This is a genomic window from Virgibacillus salarius, from assembly GCF_039521925.1.
In the GTDB taxonomy this organism is placed as follows: Bacteria; Bacillota; Bacilli; order Bacillales; family Amphibacillaceae; genus Virgibacillus; species Virgibacillus salarius.
The window spans coordinates 1-16,531 of sequence record NZ_BAAACY010000020.1 but is presented as its reverse complement, the minus strand read 5'-3'; the positions used below and the strand labels follow the sequence as shown (position 1 = coordinate 16,531).

The 16,531-nt window shown below is 37.7% G+C and carries 12 protein-coding genes; 2 read left to right on the top strand and 10 right to left on the bottom strand.

Annotation, left to right across the window (positions count from 1 at the left end; translation table 11 throughout):
- Positions 1-284: 284 nt before the first annotated feature.
- The 10 genes from ABDZ84_RS03695 to ABDZ84_RS03650 all read right to left on the bottom strand — a co-directional run bounded on the left by ABDZ84_RS03695 (position 285) and on the right by ABDZ84_RS03650 (position 14,156).
- Entirely contained in the window at positions 285-2,138 is a 1,854-nt protein-coding gene (locus tag ABDZ84_RS03695; RefSeq protein WP_080668606.1) for an exo-beta-N-acetylmuramidase NamZ family protein, read from the bottom strand.
- A 53-nt stretch (positions 2,139-2,191) separates the two neighbouring features.
- Positions 2,192-3,457: a PTS cellobiose transporter subunit IIC gene (gene celB / locus ABDZ84_RS03690; protein ID WP_121603728.1), complete on the bottom strand. Its 1,266-nt coding sequence runs from the start codon at positions 3,455-3,457 to the stop codon at positions 2,192-2,194.
- A 17-nt stretch (positions 3,458-3,474) separates the two neighbouring features.
- A complete protein-coding gene (locus tag ABDZ84_RS03685; RefSeq protein WP_026679749.1) occupies positions 3,475-3,777 on the bottom strand; it encodes a PTS sugar transporter subunit IIB in 303 nt (100 codons plus the stop codon).
- Entirely contained in the window at positions 3,774-5,093 is a 1,320-nt protein-coding gene (locus ABDZ84_RS03680) for a 6-phospho-beta-glucosidase (protein ID WP_026679750.1), read from the bottom strand. Before ABDZ84_RS03680 ends, ABDZ84_RS03685 begins: the two co-directional genes overlap by 4 nt.
- Before the next feature lie 290 nt (positions 5,094-5,383).
- Complete coding sequence (ptsG, locus tag ABDZ84_RS03675) at positions 5,384-7,432, bottom strand: glucose-specific PTS transporter subunit IIBC (protein ID WP_343780124.1); 2,049 nt, start codon at positions 7,430-7,432, stop codon at positions 5,384-5,386.
- 340 nt (positions 7,433-7,772) lie between these two features.
- Positions 7,773-8,615 (bottom strand): glucose PTS transporter transcription antiterminator GlcT, encoded by an 843-nt coding sequence (gene glcT, locus ABDZ84_RS03670; protein WP_026679752.1) that lies wholly within the window; start codon positions 8,613-8,615, stop codon positions 7,773-7,775.
- A gap of 226 nt (positions 8,616-8,841) precedes the next feature.
- A complete protein-coding gene (locus ABDZ84_RS03665) occupies positions 8,842-9,936 on the bottom strand; it encodes a nitric oxide synthase oxygenase (protein WP_026679753.1) in 1,095 nt (364 codons plus the stop codon).
- A 252-nt stretch (positions 9,937-10,188) separates the two neighbouring features.
- Entirely contained in the window at positions 10,189-10,404 is a 216-nt protein-coding gene (locus ABDZ84_RS03660) for a hypothetical protein (RefSeq protein WP_343780118.1), read from the bottom strand.
- Positions 10,405-11,613: 1,209 nt separating this feature from the next.
- A complete protein-coding gene (gene menC / locus ABDZ84_RS03655; RefSeq protein ID WP_026679577.1) occupies positions 11,614-12,720 on the bottom strand; it encodes an o-succinylbenzoate synthase in 1,107 nt (368 codons plus the stop codon).
- A gap of 17 nt (positions 12,721-12,737) precedes the next feature.
- The gene (locus ABDZ84_RS03650; RefSeq protein WP_026679578.1) at positions 12,738-14,156 is read right to left on the bottom strand and encodes a YfcC family protein; all 1,419 of its coding nucleotides are present in this window, start codon (positions 14,154-14,156) and stop codon (positions 12,738-12,740) included.
- A 118-nt stretch (positions 14,157-14,274) separates the two neighbouring features.
- Between ABDZ84_RS03650 and ABDZ84_RS03645 the strand changes: the two genes are divergently transcribed.
- Together ABDZ84_RS03645 and ABDZ84_RS03640 are read left to right on the top strand one after the other, a co-directional pair.
- Positions 14,275-15,093, top strand: a complete 819-nt coding sequence (locus ABDZ84_RS03645) for a MurR/RpiR family transcriptional regulator (protein WP_343780114.1) — start codon at positions 14,275-14,277, stop codon at positions 15,091-15,093.
- Between the two features lies 1 nt (position 15,094).
- Positions 15,095-16,216, top strand: coding sequence for a M20 peptidase aminoacylase family protein (locus tag ABDZ84_RS03640; RefSeq protein WP_152525388.1), 1,122 nt, complete (start codon positions 15,095-15,097; stop codon positions 16,214-16,216).
- Positions 16,217-16,531: the final 315 nt, after the last annotated feature.

The following is a 16,531-nucleotide window of genomic DNA, read 5'->3' as shown; positions in this document are numbered from 1 at the left end:
ACAGGGATTTAATTATCCCTGTTTTTACATGCCAATATGTTATTTGTAGCAGTATTTTATGAATCAAAACAGAAGTATCTGCTACTCTATCTATAAAGTGAAACTTTAGTAGGGATTTTGTTTATCCTCCACTGATTGTTCGTACCCCAAGGATATGACCTAACGGCCTTGGAACCAATCGGACATTTACTGGCAGTCGATCTCCTACTTATCCATATTGGTTTCACTTTATTCCTTGAAGTGGGAATCTTACTGCCAGTTATATGCATGATAGATATGCACGGCTAATTTTCTCCATCATGCTGCAAATCTAATACGATTCGCGAAGCATATGTTGGTGTTTCTACGTTTACAGCCGTTTGTTTTACATGCAATTCTGCTGAAAAGTTTTCTCCCTCTATTTGATAATCGATGCGCTCGATCACTGGACTATTCCCAATTAAAATGCTCCCTCCTCCCTTTTCTAACTCTCCAGCTATTTCTCCATAGGGGATAGAAAATAACAGGCGGTGATCTTCTTCTTCAACAGCATAATTGCTGACTGTCTTATTTAAATCAAACACAACACGTGTATAGGAATCATGTACTCCAAAGCGAATATTTTGAACTAAAATTGCTGATATATCTATAGAACGTTCTGCTTTTTGCTTTTGGTAGATTGCAATAATTTTACCAACACCATCTTTTAGCGCATGAAATTGGCTATCCTCAACATACCCTAATCCATCTGTAACTTTCCAGTTAATATCATCCGAATTTATTTCTAATTTTTCTCCATTCTTATCAAAGCCTTGTAACGATAAAGGAATGCTTTGTCCAATTGCCGCGGATAAATCTAACGGTAAGATACCAAGTACTGTTTTCCCTTTATAAGGCTTTGCACCCTTCGGATAGGGTCCATAAAGTAAGTAGTGATTTCGTACCTCAAGCTTCCATTTCATTAATTTCCTTTGCCAACTATCTATAATTTTCTCTATCGATTCATTATTTCGAATCATCGCTGGCACTTCTGGGTCACCAATAAGATTGGCGTATTTATCTGTCATCATAAATTGATCTGGGTCTTGATCACGCATCGCATCAAGAAGCTGTAATCCTAAATTTACTAAATCTATTTTCTGCCGATCAATTATGTGTACCTGTACACCACCAATGCGCTCCCCTTCATATTTACCAAACATTGGTGTGAAGTAAGCAGAACGAAAACGGACGCCATCTATGTTTCTATCATTCATTTCTTCTGCTAATTGATTCCCATTAATCCAGGGTGCACCTACAAGCTCAAATGGCTTTGTTGTTCCTAGACCAGTTGTTAATGTTGTATCATCCAATAGTTCTGTTCCTGCATATAAATAAGCTGTTTCTTGCGCTGGAATATTAGGAGAAGGTTGAATCCATGGTAACTGTGTGTCTTCAAAATGCATGAAGCGCTTCCAACCTTTCATTTTCGCTACTTTTAACGATACTCCCAAACTATATTCATGATTCCACATTGTTGCTAGTTCACCAACAGTCAGGCCGTGACGTACAGGCAAAAGAAATCTTCCCATAAAACTAACCGTGTCCGCTGAACGAAGAGGTCCCTCTACTCGTTCGCCACCAATTGGATTTGGCCGATCCAGAACAATAATCTCTTTCCCCTGTTCTGCGGCCGCTTCCATTGCAAAACCAAGTGTATAAATATAGGTATATACATTAGAACCGATATCTTGGATATCAAATAACAATACATCAATATCTTCAAGCATTTCTTCTGTCGGCTTCCATGTTGGTCCATACAGGCTGTAAACAGGTAAACCCGTCTTTTCATCTACATACGACTCAACATATTCACCCGCTTCACGGTTACCACGAATACCGTGTTCAGGACCAAAAAGTGCAGTTAGATTTACATCTGGATGTTCATACAATAAGTCAATTGAACTTTTTAAATTTCGATCAACGCCTGTTGGGTTTGTAATTAGACCTACTCGTTTTCCAGCTAACCAATTCAAATGTTCTTCTAATAAGACTTCAATACCTGGCTTTACTATTCGCTTTTCTTTACGACTCGCTTCTTTATCTGCATGAACGGTTTGCTGTTGAAATATGACAGCAAGCAATGCAATTGTCGATAAACATAATACCTTGATTTTCACCAAAACACTCCCATTTCATGAGTAATTTTTCAACCATGTAACAATACCTTGCACTATGTATCATCTGATCTAATTGATTCCTCTTCCTTTACAAGCTGGCGATCATACATTTTGAAAAACGGATAATAAATGACCATCGCTACAATAATATTTACAATCATCAATAGACCACCTCGGAAATCCCCCGTTGTTAAAACGCCTGAGAACGGGGGTGGTGTTGTCCATGGTATGATCACATATGGCTTCCCTACCAAACCAATTGACATAGAAAAATAGGTTAGGATTCCAACTGCAAGTGGTGCAAGAATAAAGGGGATAACAAGGATCGGATTCATCACGACTGGAGCACCAAAAATAACTGGTTCACTAATATTAAAGGCACTTGCCCATACTGACCCTCTTCCCAAGCTTTTTAAATGCTTGGATCGCGCGCGCCAAATAAAGAGCAGCGTCAGGGCTAAGGCCATACCAGATCCACCAACAGCCCACCAAATTGCCATAAACGGCTGGCCAACAATATGAGGCAATGCCTCACCAGCTTGATGTGCCGCAACATTTTCTTCCGTTAAGCTGTACCAAATTGGTGCCATTACACTGGCAACGACGGAGATACCATGGATGCCAAACGACCATAGTAAATGAATAAGAATAATCGCTATAATAGCTCCCCAAAAGCTTCCTCCTAATTGCTGTATAGGCTCTCTTAATACAGCACCTACGACCCCATGCAAGGACAGGTCCCAAGCGATTTTTAAAAACAAATCGACTCCCCAAACAATAGCAATAATAGCTGCACCTGGAATTAATGCTGTGAATGCCCGCCAAACAGACGGCGGGACTCCATCTGGCATACGGATGACAATATTTTTTTTCGTAAAAAAACGATACACTTCAACCGTAAATATAGCTAATAAAATTGCAATAAACAGCCCTTCACTGCCCATTAAATTTAGAGGAATATTCCCTTCTTCTGTTAGAGGTGTTGCTACAAAGAATGCTGCAACACTGAGCACACCTGCAGATAGACCGTCCAGGTTATAGCTTCTTGCTAAATGATAAGCAATCGCAAATACAGCAATCAATCCTAATAGCCCAAATGTTGCGTTTACAGGTATACTTAGAGTTGGTGTAAATGGCTTCATAAATTCTGTCCAGGATTTAACAGGCGGTGAAGAAATAATTAAAAAGATACTCCCAATGATTAGTAACGGCATCGTAGCAATAATTCCATCGCGAATTGCCCGTAAATGTCGCTGCTCAGCTAGTTTTCCAGCAACCGGCATAAAGTAATGCTCCATAAACGCTTGAAATCTCCTCATATACTCTCCCCTCCATTCTAGCGTAATAACTCCAAGGCTTGATTCAATACCTTATCTCCATCCATACTCCCATATGCTTTCATATCAATTACTGCAAGTGGTACCCCAACAGCTTTTGCTTTTGCTGATAGTTCTCTTTGTTTATATCGAATTTGTGGTCCAAGTAAGATAAGATCCGAGGTTTCAAGCTGCCCCTCTAAGTCATTAACCGAATGTGCTTCAATTTGGATGCTCACCGATCTTGCTTTAGCCGCTTTTTTCATTCTCTCTACGAGCATACTTGTACTCATCCCTAATGCACATAACAGCGTAACTTTCATACATGATCGCCTCCGAAATATAGAATTGGCTGGAAATAGGCTTCATTTGCAATTAACATATCTTGTAATAATTCATGTGCTTTCTTTGCAGATGGAATTAACGGATGAATTGTCAATGCTTGTAAAGCAGTTCCTATTTTTCTTGTTACGGCAGCCTCCACGGTTAACTCTTCATATGCCTTAACAACTTGCAATAATCCCCTTATTTGTGGAGAAACATTTCCTGTTTGAATTGGTGTAATTTGCTGATTTTCAACTATGCAATTTACTTCAATGCAGACATCATTAGGTAAACAAGAAATGGCTCCATTATTTCTAACGTTTACTGTGTGAATTTGCTTATTATCTAAATGAATTGAGGTAAGGAGGTTTACAGCCGCCTCCGAATAATAGGCACCTCCACGTTGTTCTAATGCATCAGGTTTTTCCATAGTAGATGGATCTTCATAAATCGTAAATAGCTCTTTTTCGACTTGTTGGACTTGATCAGCTCTTGTGTAGCCTTTCTTGTAATTCTTTAACTGCTCAGCTAAAATTTGGTCTGTCTGATAATAGTATTTATGATAGCCGCAAGGGATGGCTCCGAGTGATTGAAGAAATATGGGATCCCATTCAAGTCCTGGAATATTCTTTGCTTCATAACTCGCAGATACACCAGCTAACACATCGTTTAATCTTGATTTTCCTTTAATATAGAAATCGGTTATCCAATTTAAATGGTTGATACCGACAAACTGGATACTTACATCCTTCATCGGAACTTGATAGTCCTTAGCAAATTTTTTATAGAAGTTTATTGGATTATTACAAAGCCCAACGACTTTAACATTGCTATGCTTCAAAATAGCTTCTGTTATAATACCTGCCGGATTAGTAAAATTGAGCAGCCATGCCTCTGGAGCTAGTTCTTCTATGTCTTCACAAATATCCAGCATTACCGGAATCGTACGCAATGCCTTCATAAAGCCGCCAGCTCCGGTTGTCTCCTGACCAATAACCCCGTACTTGAGCGATAAATATTCATCTGATCTGCGCATGTCCAATTGCCCCACTCTAATTTGTGTAATCACATAATTAGCATCTTTTAGAGCTTCACGACGATCTAATGTTTCAACGATCTTGATAGAGCAATCAGCTTGTGCTATCATTCGTTTTGCTAAGCCTGCGATAATCATTAACTTTTCTCTTCCTTCTAAAATATCTACAAGCCAAATTTCTGAAACGGGCAATACATCGTAATTATTAATGATTCCTTCTATTAATTCCGGTGTATAAGAAGATCCTCCCCCAATGATGACAATTTTTAACGATTTCATATAATACTTCCTCTCTGTAGTAAAAGTCCTTGGTAAAGTTTATTAACGAGGGAAGTGATTTAGTAGAAGTTTCGATATTTGTTAGAGGATTGTGCGAATTGAGCAACAGCATGAAGTACGTTATCATTTTTATCATACCGTGTGCTTTTATTACAGGATTTGCGGATATGCTCATACTTGGAGCGCTCGTAATCGATTCTGACGTCGCAATCGGGAGGTAGTAAATAGAAAAATGGGCAAAATCATTCGTCGATGACTTTACCCACCACTAAACGTAGTATGTTTTTCTCTTATAGCTTCATTATATCTGTTTCTTCCTTCACTACATTTCCTGATTTTTGTAGGGTCACTTGCTCCCCTTCACTTAAATTTGTAAATACTATCGGAGTAATGATAGGCAATCCTTTACTTTGAATGAAAGAAAGATCTGCTTTTAAAATAGGTTGGCCTGCTTGAACAGCGTCACCTTCTGTAACAAGTGCTTCAAAGCCATCTCCCTTTAAATTTACTGTATCAATACCTACATGAATGAGTATTTCCTTTCCTCCTTCAGACATCATTCCAATTGCATGCTTGGTCGGAAAAACATTTACAATTTTTCCGTTCACTGGAGCAACGACGATCCCATCTTTTGGCATAATAGCAAAGCCATCTCCCATCATTTTTCCAGAAAACACTTGGTCTGGCACTTCTGTAATTGGTAGAAGCTCACCAGTCATCGGAGAAACAATTGATTCATCCTTCAGCTCATTTTGCATGGCAGCCGGATTCACTTCTTCTATTTGCTGTTTTATTTCAGCTTCTTGATTAACCTCTTCTTCCCGAGGTATTTTTCCTGAAATAATATCTTGCATTTGCCCCTTTATCGTTTCCGAACGTGGGCCAAAAATGGCTTGAATATTATTTCCAATCTCTAGTACTCCAGAAGCTCCTAGTTTTTTCAATTGCTCCTTGTCTACTTCATTGATTGAATTAACCGAGACACGCAAACGAGTAATGCAAGCATCCAGATGCGAAATGTTCTTTTCTCCACCCATTGCTGCTAATACATCATATGCAAACTCACCTGTTCTACCTTCCTTAGTTGCCGCCTCTTCTCCATCTTCCTCACGTCCTGGTGTCATTAGGTTAAATTTCTTAATGAAGAAACGGAAAATGACGTAATAGATAACTGCAAAGATCAATCCAAGTATAATCGTAATCCACCATGGTTCTTGACCTGGCAAAATTCCAAATAACGCGAAATCAATCGCCCCGCCGGAAAATGTATAACCGATATTCACACTAAATATGGTCATTAATACGAAGGATAGCCCATCTAATACGGCGTGTAAAAAGAATAGTAATGGTGATACAAACATAAATGAAAATTCAAGTGGTTCTGTTATACCTGTTAAGAATGACGTTAATGCTGCTGATCCTAATAAGCCTGCTACGAGCTTTTTCTTCTCTGGACGAGCAGCATGATACATCGCCAAAGCTGCAGCTGGCAAACCAAACATCATTATTGGAAATTCACCAGCCATGAAATTACCCGCTGTAATTTCTACACCATCTTTTAATTGGGCAAAAAATATCGTCATATCACCCCGCACCAAGTTTCCAGCCTCTGTGGTATAAGAACCGAATTCATACCAGAAAGGTGCATGGAAAATATGATGTAGGCCAAACGGAATAAGTAAACGCTTTATAAAACCGAAAAAGAATACAGCGAGATAGGTTCCTTCTTCAATTAACCAATACGACGCGTCGTTCATTGCTTCTTGGACAGGTGGCCAGATGAACAGCAAAACAAACCCTGCTACAAATGACATAGCCGCGGTCGCAATCGGTACAAATCGCTTACCAGCAAAGAATCCTAAAAATGAAGGCATTTCAATATCATGATAGCGATTATAACAAAATGCGGCGATTAAACCGACAATAATTCCACCAAAAACACCAGTTTGCAATGTCGATATTCCTAAAACAGATGCGAAACTAGGGTCAGATTCAAGCATATCTGGGGTTACACCAATCCAAGACCCCATTACTTGATTCAGTACTAAATAACCAACAAGTGCAGCAAGTCCAGCAGCTCCATCACTTGCTAAACCTATTGCAACACCAATTGCAAAAATTAACGGTAAGTTATCAAAAATAATTCCACCAGCATCTTCCATCACTGTAGCAACGAGCTGTATCCAATCTGCTCCTAAAAATGGCAGATATTCAAGCATTGTTTCCTGCTGTGCTGCATTACCAAAACCTAAAAGCAGACCTGCTGCTGGTAATAATGCAACTGGAAGCATGAGTGCCTTACCAACTTTTTGTAATACACCGAAAGCCTTTTTAAACATGTTTATTCCTCCCTCTCTTCAATAAATACATAAAAAGTACAACATCCTATCTGCCAACTTAAACCACCATATCCTAGTAGTTACTTTATCTTTGCTTGTCCTCTAATACATCAACCATGTTGTGGTCTTCTTTCCATCCAAAATGAAGCTATAGGTATGAGAAGTATAAGTTGAAGCTAGATTATACAAACGTAAATTTTGTACTTTCCTGTTTTGAAAAAACCAACAAAAAAAGCATGAGCAGAGATCACCAATAAGGAGATAAGGAAAAACAATTCCTTACCCTCTTATTAGTAATCTTTCCACTCATGCCTGATCGTATCAGTAACACGTAAAAGTTTTATTCATATTTTTGATATAAGCGTTGCAAATGCATCGTTAAATACACAGCTTCCGCTTCATATACTGGTTTTTTCATTGTTTGCTGCATAATTTTAACAAGCTTCCAAGCAAGATTATAGCATGTAGGGTACTCTTTTTTCAATAGAGAAGCAATTTTTTCAGGCTCTTCGATGGCCTCACCTTTTAAAACTCTCTCAATTGTATAGCGAATATGCCTTACAAGCCTAATATATTCTATACCTTCACGATCTATCGTAATCTTTAATTGATCTTCTATCATATCAATTAACTGGGTTACTAATTGCGAATATTTATTAACCTCGGATAGGTTCTTATCTGAAATGGCACTATGCACATGTAATGCAATAAAACCTATTTCACCTGCTGGCAAATTAATTTGGAGACGGTGATTAATAAATTCAACTATTTCGGAAGCAATTTCATATTCAAAAGGATAAAGTACTTTCGTTTCAGAAAGAAACGGATTTTTAATTTCTAATCCCTTCTTCAACCGATTTACTGCAAAAAGAATATGATCAGTTAGCGCAACATGTACAGCTTCATTCAGCATCTCATTCGCCCTATTCCGAATCATACCGATCGCTTGGATAATCGATTGCAGCAGATTCTCATCGATGTTTGGGAGCAGTTTTTTATATTGCTCCTGCTCTTTTTCATTTCGCAGGACAAATAACTTTTCAACTGCTTTTGCATCAATCTTTTGTTTCTTTTTATGGTGAAAACCGATACCATTTCCAATTAACACTACTTCTGATTGACGCTGGTCTAAGGCAATTAATACATTATTATTAAGAACTTTTTTCACGGTAAATGTATTCAAAGTTGTCCGTCCCCTTAAATCGGTATTTTTGCAGTGTGTTTGATTATAACATGTTTCATCTTTAGGAAAAACTATCTAGCAGGGGTATAAAAGATTATGAATGAAGTTTCCAATAAAAGGGTAGTAAATAACGATGTTAATTGGATCACACGTTAAAGTTTATGAATCATTAGCAAGGAAAAAAAAGCATCCAAATTCTAGCTGATAATCCGGATGCCTTTTACACTTATTCCCAAAACCTGTCTTGGTAAAAATAGTTAGGTTTCTTTGTTGTATTATCGTATGGTTTATGAAAAATATGTGTAGTTGCAGGTGACAGTGGAGGAATAAGCCATGCCCATTTACCAGTCACGCTTCTTCCATGTTTAGCTTCTTGCTTCTCAAATATTTCAAATTGCTTCGCCGCTGTATGATGATCGACAATCGAAACACCTGCTTTTTTATAGGACGAAAGAATAGCAGCATTTAATTCTACCAGTGCACGATCTTTCCATAATGTACTTAAGTGCTTTGTATTTAACCCCAATTGACTTGCAACAAGCGGAAGAAAATTATAACGATCTTCATCTGCAAAATTTCTTGCACCAATTTCAGTACCCATATACCAACCATTGAAAGGTGAAGCCACATAGCTTAAACCACCGATCTCCAAACGCATATCAGAAATAATAGGAACTGCATACCATTTAACTTCTCTTCCAGCAAAGATGTCAATGGTTGGATGCTGGATAGGTACCTCAATAACTACATCATCTGGGATTTCCTGCCACTTTGGAGGTTGATCGTTCACTTGAACTACCAATGGTAACAAATCAAAATGTGTACCTTTCCCTTCCCAGCCTAGCTTTTGGCATACCTTGGTAAACTCTATTGAAGCAGGATCTCCAACAATTCCTTCATCCGTTTCATAGCCTGCATACCGCAGCAGCTGATGATTCCAAATCTTTACTGGACTAGCTCCGGATTGAATCACCTCGGGTTGAAAAATGGTAATCATTGGTTTAACTTTACCACCGTTCGTTGCTTTCTTTATATGGTCAATAAGATAAGCAAACACTTCTTCATTTGTTGTTGCCTTTCTTGCATCAATGACGTCCATTCGTTCCCAAAATAAGCGGCCAATACAACGATTGGAATTACGCCAAGCCAATTTAGCACCGTACATAAGCTCGTCATAAGTATGTTGGTACGTACCATACACATCTATTTCTCGTTTTACCGCCTCACACCTGTTTTTAAAATCGGTAAATGCTGTCTCTAATTCCTGATGATACTGTGTAAGATAAGCCTCTGCTTCTTCCCAAAGTTTTAGTTTATTCATTTCCGTATGCCTCCGACTTTTGTCTCTATTCAGTCTACCAAATCTCTATCTATTTTGTGTGACAAAGTAGGAACAATCCATTTAAAATGTGTATCATTTCTAATGTAAGCAAAACCTTTTCTCCATATATCTTTTAAGGGAAACAAGCGAAAGATTAATTTGACATGATATGAGAGGAAATTAAAAAAACGGAGCAAAATTCGCTCAGTCCTTATCACCAAATGCTCAGATTTACGCTTCCTCTAGTAGCTATTATGGAATAATAGCTACTGCTTGCTTGACCACCACTCCGGCTGCCCACTTCCCTTTCCGTGGGGTTTGTCCTTCAGCTAACTTTTTTAGCAAAACCCGCTCAAAAAAGTGGATATTCAGGTCAAACATTTCCCACAGGAGTTGAAGTGGCCGGCCTTCGCTATTATCAGGCTCTACAACGCTAGCATGAAGTAACACAGCTGCTTTTATACTCACGGATAGCGATTTTCACTTTACCCATTGTAAAAAAAGTCAACCTATTTCTTATGACAAGAATTGGTGCACCTTCTCATAGCGGAGACGAATTACGTAGACTCCTGCGGGATTAGCGCGAGCCGAAAATCCACTTTGCAACGTGTTCTTTCTTGCAAAGTTAGTTGAGGCCGTGCCCGTGGAAAGCGAAGTAATTAGTCGGAGCATTGCCAATATACATCAAACATTTCAAAATAACTACTTCGCTTAACGCAGTCATTGCACTGATTTTATACTTTCTTAACTTAGAACAAAAGCGCAAGCACCCGATTAGAAACGTAGCGTCTGAAGCGAGTCAACGGAGATAGAGGAGTCACGGTGAGTTTGAGTTTCTGGGCGCTAGAGCTGGACGTGGCTCAACACTCCCGTATTTGTCCACATGGGCTAATTTTTTAATTTCCTAAACTATGAAAAAAAGTAGCTAGGAAAGCTGATAGAGAGGATTCTTTGCAAATAACAGAAAGAAAATTTGAATTCCATATCAAAAGGAACCGGAAAAGACGACAGCAGGACCTTTCCCGATAATAATAAAGGAATCCTTAATGGACTTTTCTTAATCCTTAGGTAAAAAAATTTTTAGTCTTCTTTTTGATAATTTAGTTCAATTATAATTTCGTTTTTATTGATTGAGAAATTCACATTCCAACTTGGATATATTTGAAATTCTTGATTTTCTTCTACTTCCAAAATAGCATGTATTTCTTCGTAATCGTTTGAAATGAATGCTATTTTTTTGTATCATTATTAATGAAAAACATTAATTTCAAAATTTATATTATTCATTTGCTTACCTCTTTCTAGTTTGAGATTAACATAAAGCGCTAAGGCATTCAGGAAAAAAACATAGACTGGGACAAAACACCTTCTTTACTCAAAATACGAATAATCATGTTATCAATAGGAGTATCATCGCCGCACCGTGAAATTATACGCGCTTTCCGGGCACGGCCTCAGCTAACTTGGTAAAGAAAAACACGTTACCAAGTGGATCTTCGGACTCGTGCTGTTCCCGCCGGAGTCTCGCTTATTTCAGGTGCTAAATGAATGATTCTGATCAAAAAACGACAAGATAATTAATTTAAACTAATTATCTTGTCGTTTTTTATTGTTTCTTCATTCTTTTGTCTCAGTCTCTTTTTTATTCTACAGGGTTTGTACCCCTTTTTTGTAAATCTAGCTAAAAACCTTTTTTGCTACCGTATGCTTTTTCACTTCATTTCGATCCACTTCATAACCAATTCCTATAGCGTCCTGAACAGTCAAGACACCATTTTTTGCTACAACTTCTGGTTGGATAATATCCTTTTCCCAATACCTAGATGATGATGCTGTATCTCCAGGAAGTGTAAAATTAGCTAATGCTGCAACCGCTATATTATGCGCACGTCCGACACCTGATTCCAGCATTCCACCGCACCACAATGGGATTCCTGCATTTTCACATAAATCATGAATTCGTTTCGATGCTGTTAATCCACCTACACGACCTATTTTTAAATTAATTATTTTACAGCTGCCTAATTCAATTGCTTGGCGAGCATCCTCAAACGAATGGATACTTTCATCCAAACAAATTGGTGTATTAATTTGTTTTTGTAATTTTGCATGGTCAATTAGATCGCCAGCTGTTAGTGGCTGCTCAATCATCATTAAATTAAATTCATCCAGTGCTTTTAATAGGTTGATATCGTCTAACGTATATGCAGAGTTTGCATCTACCATTAATGGGATATTAGGGAAATGTTTTCTTACCTCTCGCAAAACCTCTATATCTTTTCCTGGTTTAATCTTTATTTTAATTCGCTTATAGCCTTCATCCACTTTCTCTTGAATTGCTTGAATTAGTTTTTCATAACTATCTTCAATCCCCAAACTAATTCCAACTTCAATACGTTTCTTCGTGCCTCCAAGACTTGTAGCTAATGATTCACCACATTGCTTCGCATATAAATCCCATACTGCCCCTTCTAACGCAGACTTGGCCATATGATTACGCTTATACGGCTTAAACAATTCTTGAAGATCATCCGGATGAGTAATTTCTTGATTAACAACAAGCGGAATAAGAAACTTCTCTAGCATATACCAACTTTGTAATGTGAATTCCTCGCTATATAAGGGCCGTTCAGATGTAACCCCTTCTCCCCAGCCTGATATTCCATCATCGCCTTTTACTTCAACCAACAAAAATTCTCTATTCTGCTCCGTTCCAAAACTAGTGGTAAATGGATTTTTCATTTGCATTTGCATCTTATATAAAACTACTTCATTTATTCTCATCTAAAATTCACTCCTTTTTATATTGGTCCCCATCCAATCATAACAGCTATGGTTAAATAAACAATTCCAATAACACACCAAATGACTACTAAAGGTAACACAAATTTAATCCATTTCACCCACGATACACCTGCAATTGCCAAGTTAGCCATTAAGATACCAGAAATTGGGGTGATCACATTTGAAAATCCATCCCCCATTTTATAAGCTTGAACAGCTACTTGTCGGGGTATTTCCATAATATCTGCAAGTGGCGTCATAATCGGCATAACAATAACGGCCTGTCCACTTCCAGATGATACGATAATATTAAAAAGAAAATTCGCGAAGAACATGACAATAGCACCGATGACGCTCGTAAATGGTTCCATAACTGTTGCCATTCCTTGAACAATAGTGTCTAAAATTTGTCCATTCTCTAGAATTACTACAATTGATCTTGCCATTCCAATAATTAATGCTCCGTATACCAGTCCTTTACAACCATTAAAAAACTGTACTACCAATTCATTTGGGTTAATTCTGGCAATAATTGCTGTACCAATCGCTATAATAATAAACATAGCGGCCATCTGATTCAACGACCAGGCATACTGAAACACTCCAAAAATATATATTCCAATCCCCAATGCGAGCCATAATAAAACCAATTTATGTATACCTGTTAATTTAGATGGGGCAGCATCTACACTTTTTTCATCATATTTTGGAAAGCGGTTTCCGCCAAGTACACTCTGCATTGGGTCTTTTTTGACACGACTAGCATACCACCATATATAACCTATTGTCGAAGCAAGTACCGTTAAATAAATTAGCACCCGAAAACCAATACCAGAAAACAATGGTACTTGGGCAATCTGCTGGGCCATTCCAGTAGTTAATGGATCAAGAAAAGCGGTATTAAACCCTGCATATGCTCCAAGATAGATAATGGAGACACCGACTACGGCATCCAACTTCATAGAACGGGCTAAAATAATCCCTATTGGGATAAACGCAATAACTGCATTTACGATAATACCTAAAGCACCAAAAATAGAAAATAGACTACATACAATAATAATTAATAGATATTCCTTATCCTTTGTCTGATTAATCGTCTTCATAATTAACGCATCAATCGCACCTGTGTATTCAATTACCGCAAAAGCTCCGCCAATAATAAGCACAAGAAAAATTAACCCCGCTGAATCGATCATACCCTGTTGGATTGCTGTAAATATTTGAATAAATGATGCTGGTTGTTGTTCGCTTTGTTGATAGCTATCAGGTATTACAGTTGTAATATCATTGACAGTCTCTCTGTCAAATGTACCTGCTGGTATAAGGTATGTCGCTACAGCTGCAATAATTAAGATTGCAAATAAAATAACATACGCATCTGGAAGTCCTAGCTTTCTCTTTGTGCTTTTTAACTTATTAGTAGATTTTTTCATTATTTCCCTCCTTTTTAATTTTCAAAATATTATCAACTTGCATTGTATTATAATAAAGGATATAATTTATTGCAATATAAAATATTGGAAAAACTTTAAAAAAAGAAGGTGAATTCTTTTGACGGCTAGTTATGTAAGAAAAACAGAATTAGAATTTTCGAACCTTACAAAGGGTCTAAAGAAAGTCGCCGATGCTTTACTCTCTGATCCTATGGTATTTGCCATTCACCCAGCCAAAAGAGTAGGAGAAATAATTAGTGTTAGTGAAACAATGGTTATTCGCTTCTGTCATTCGATTGGTTATAGTGGTTATAGTTCTCTGCAAAAGGATGTAAGAAAACACTTATTAGAGGTCAAACAACAATCCGATGAAAAACTACAGGAAATGAGCAACTATTATGTCGAAAGTATGCTAAAGGACATAAGCATACTGCAAAATAATATGGAGAAGATTGCCATTGATGACATGGAAAAGATTATCGAAGCGATTATTAATAGCGAAAAAGTTGTCGTTGCTGGTTACCACCACTCCTTTACATTTGCGCATTGGTTTTACTTTAATTTAAATTATATTTTAGGAAATGCCGACCTATATAGACCGGAGACGGATGCTGGTTTGCTTGATCTATTACCTGTTAAATCTTGTATCATTGTTTTCTCATTTTACAGATATGCCATTGATACCATACGCCTAGCAGAAGAAGCAAAGGAGAAAGGTATTAAAGTCATTGCAATAACCGATTCTAGAGTTTCACCGGTTGTGGAACATGCAGATATAACCATTCTTATTTCAGTTAGTCAAAATACGTTATTCAGTAAAGGACCTGTTACCATAGCAATTGTTAACGCTTTATTATTTGAAGTCGTGGAACGTGTAGAAAAGAGAGGGAAAATTAAATCAACTTATAAATACTTTATAAAGGATGGAGAAGATTAACATGAAAGACTTAGAAAAACAGGTTAAAGATACATTTAACTATTTACATCAACATGCAGAAATAAGCTGGGAAGAGGTGGAAACAACAAAGTATATTGCTAATATCTTAAAAGAAAATGGGTGCAATGTTAACACATTCGTAGATCATACTGGGGTAGTAGGTGAATATGGAAACTTTAAAGATAATTTGCCGATTGTAGCTGTTCGTGCAGATATTGATGCTCTTTGGCAAGAAGTTGACGGCAGCTTCCAAGCCAATCATTCATGTGGACATGATGCCCACATGGCAATGGTATTAGGTTTACTATGGAAGCTACAGCAGTCACCTGAGCTGCATAAACAAATTGCAATAAGATTTATCTTTCAACCTGCTGAGGAAAAAGGTGCTGGAGCATTGAAGATGGTAGAAAAAGGTGCTGTTGATAATGTTGAATATCTATTTGGTGTTCATCTTCGCCCTCAGCAAGAATGTAAAATGGGAAATGCTACCCCAGTAATCGTTCATGGAGCAACAAAGATGTACAGTGCAGAAATAAGAGGACATGATGCCCATGGAGCAAGGCCACATTTAAATATTAATGCGATTGAGGTCGGTGCACAAATTGTTAATCTTTTAAGTAAAATTCATTTGGACCCAAGAGTTCCCCATTCTGTTAAAATGACAAATTTCCAAGCAGGTGGAAAGAGTTCAAATATAATTCCAGGGAATGCTTCATTTTCACTGGATATGCGGGCGCAATCAAATGAAATTATGGATGAACTTGACAATAAAGTACTAAATATTTTTGAAGCAATGAAAAATTTATATGATGTAGAAATTAAATTAACAAGTACAGAAGGTATTGCAGCTGCAAGAACAAATGAACAGGCTACTTCTATTATGAGAGAAGCAATCAAAAAAGTACTCGGTACTGAAAACGTAGATCCACCACTAGTAACACCAGGCGGAGATGATTTCCACTTTTATACAATAAAAAGACCAGAGCTAAAAGCGACGATGCTTGGCTTAGGCTGTGATTTATCCCCTGGTCTTCATCACCCTTATATGACCTTTAATAAGGATGCGTTAATGAATGGGGTTCACATCTTGTTTGAAGCGATCAAGAAAGTATATCAGCATTAAACCTTAAGGCTGGGACAAAACACAACTTCTTTACTTAAAATACGAATAATCATGTTATCAATAGGAGTATCATCGCCGCACCGTGAAAACATACGCGCTTTCCGCGGGCACGGCCACAGCTAACTCGGTAAAGAAAAACACGTTGCCAAGTGGATCTTCGGTCTCGTGCTGTTCCCGCCGGAGTCTCGCTTATTTCAGGTGCTAAATGAATGATTCTGTGCAAAAAACGAACATTTCAACTAATCAGGTACCGACCCCCTGAAGTTAGAGTAAAAAATCTAATTTCAGGGGGGGTTTTTGTGGCTAAATATAGTG

Excerpts from the sequence above, each read along its gene's own strand:
- celB (WP_121603728.1), bottom strand. The coding sequence starts at position 3,457 with ATGAGGAGATTTCAAGCGTTTATGGAGCATTACTTTATGCCGGTTGCT.
- ABDZ84_RS03685 (WP_026679749.1), bottom strand. The coding sequence starts at position 3,777 with ATGAAAGTTACGCTGTTATGTGCATTAGGGATGAGTACAAGTATGCTC.
- ABDZ84_RS03680 (WP_026679750.1), bottom strand. The coding sequence starts at position 5,093 with ATGAAATCGTTAAAAATTGTCATCATTGGGGGAGGATCTTCTTATACA.
- ptsG (WP_343780124.1), bottom strand. The coding sequence starts at position 7,432 with ATGTTTAAAAAGGCTTTCGGTGTATTACAAAAAGTTGGTAAGGCACTC.
- ABDZ84_RS03665 (WP_026679753.1), bottom strand. The coding sequence starts at position 9,936 with ATGAATAAACTAAAACTTTGGGAAGAAGCAGAGGCTTATCTTACACAG.
- menC (WP_026679577.1), bottom strand. The coding sequence starts at position 12,720 with ATGAGAATAAATGAAGTAGTTTTATATAAGATGCAAATGCAAATGAAA.
- ABDZ84_RS03650 (WP_026679578.1), bottom strand. The coding sequence starts at position 14,156 with ATGAAAAAATCTACTAATAAGTTAAAAAGCACAAAGAGAAAGCTAGGA.
- ABDZ84_RS03640 (WP_152525388.1), top strand. The coding sequence starts at position 15,095 with ATGAAAGACTTAGAAAAACAGGTTAAAGATACATTTAACTATTTACAT.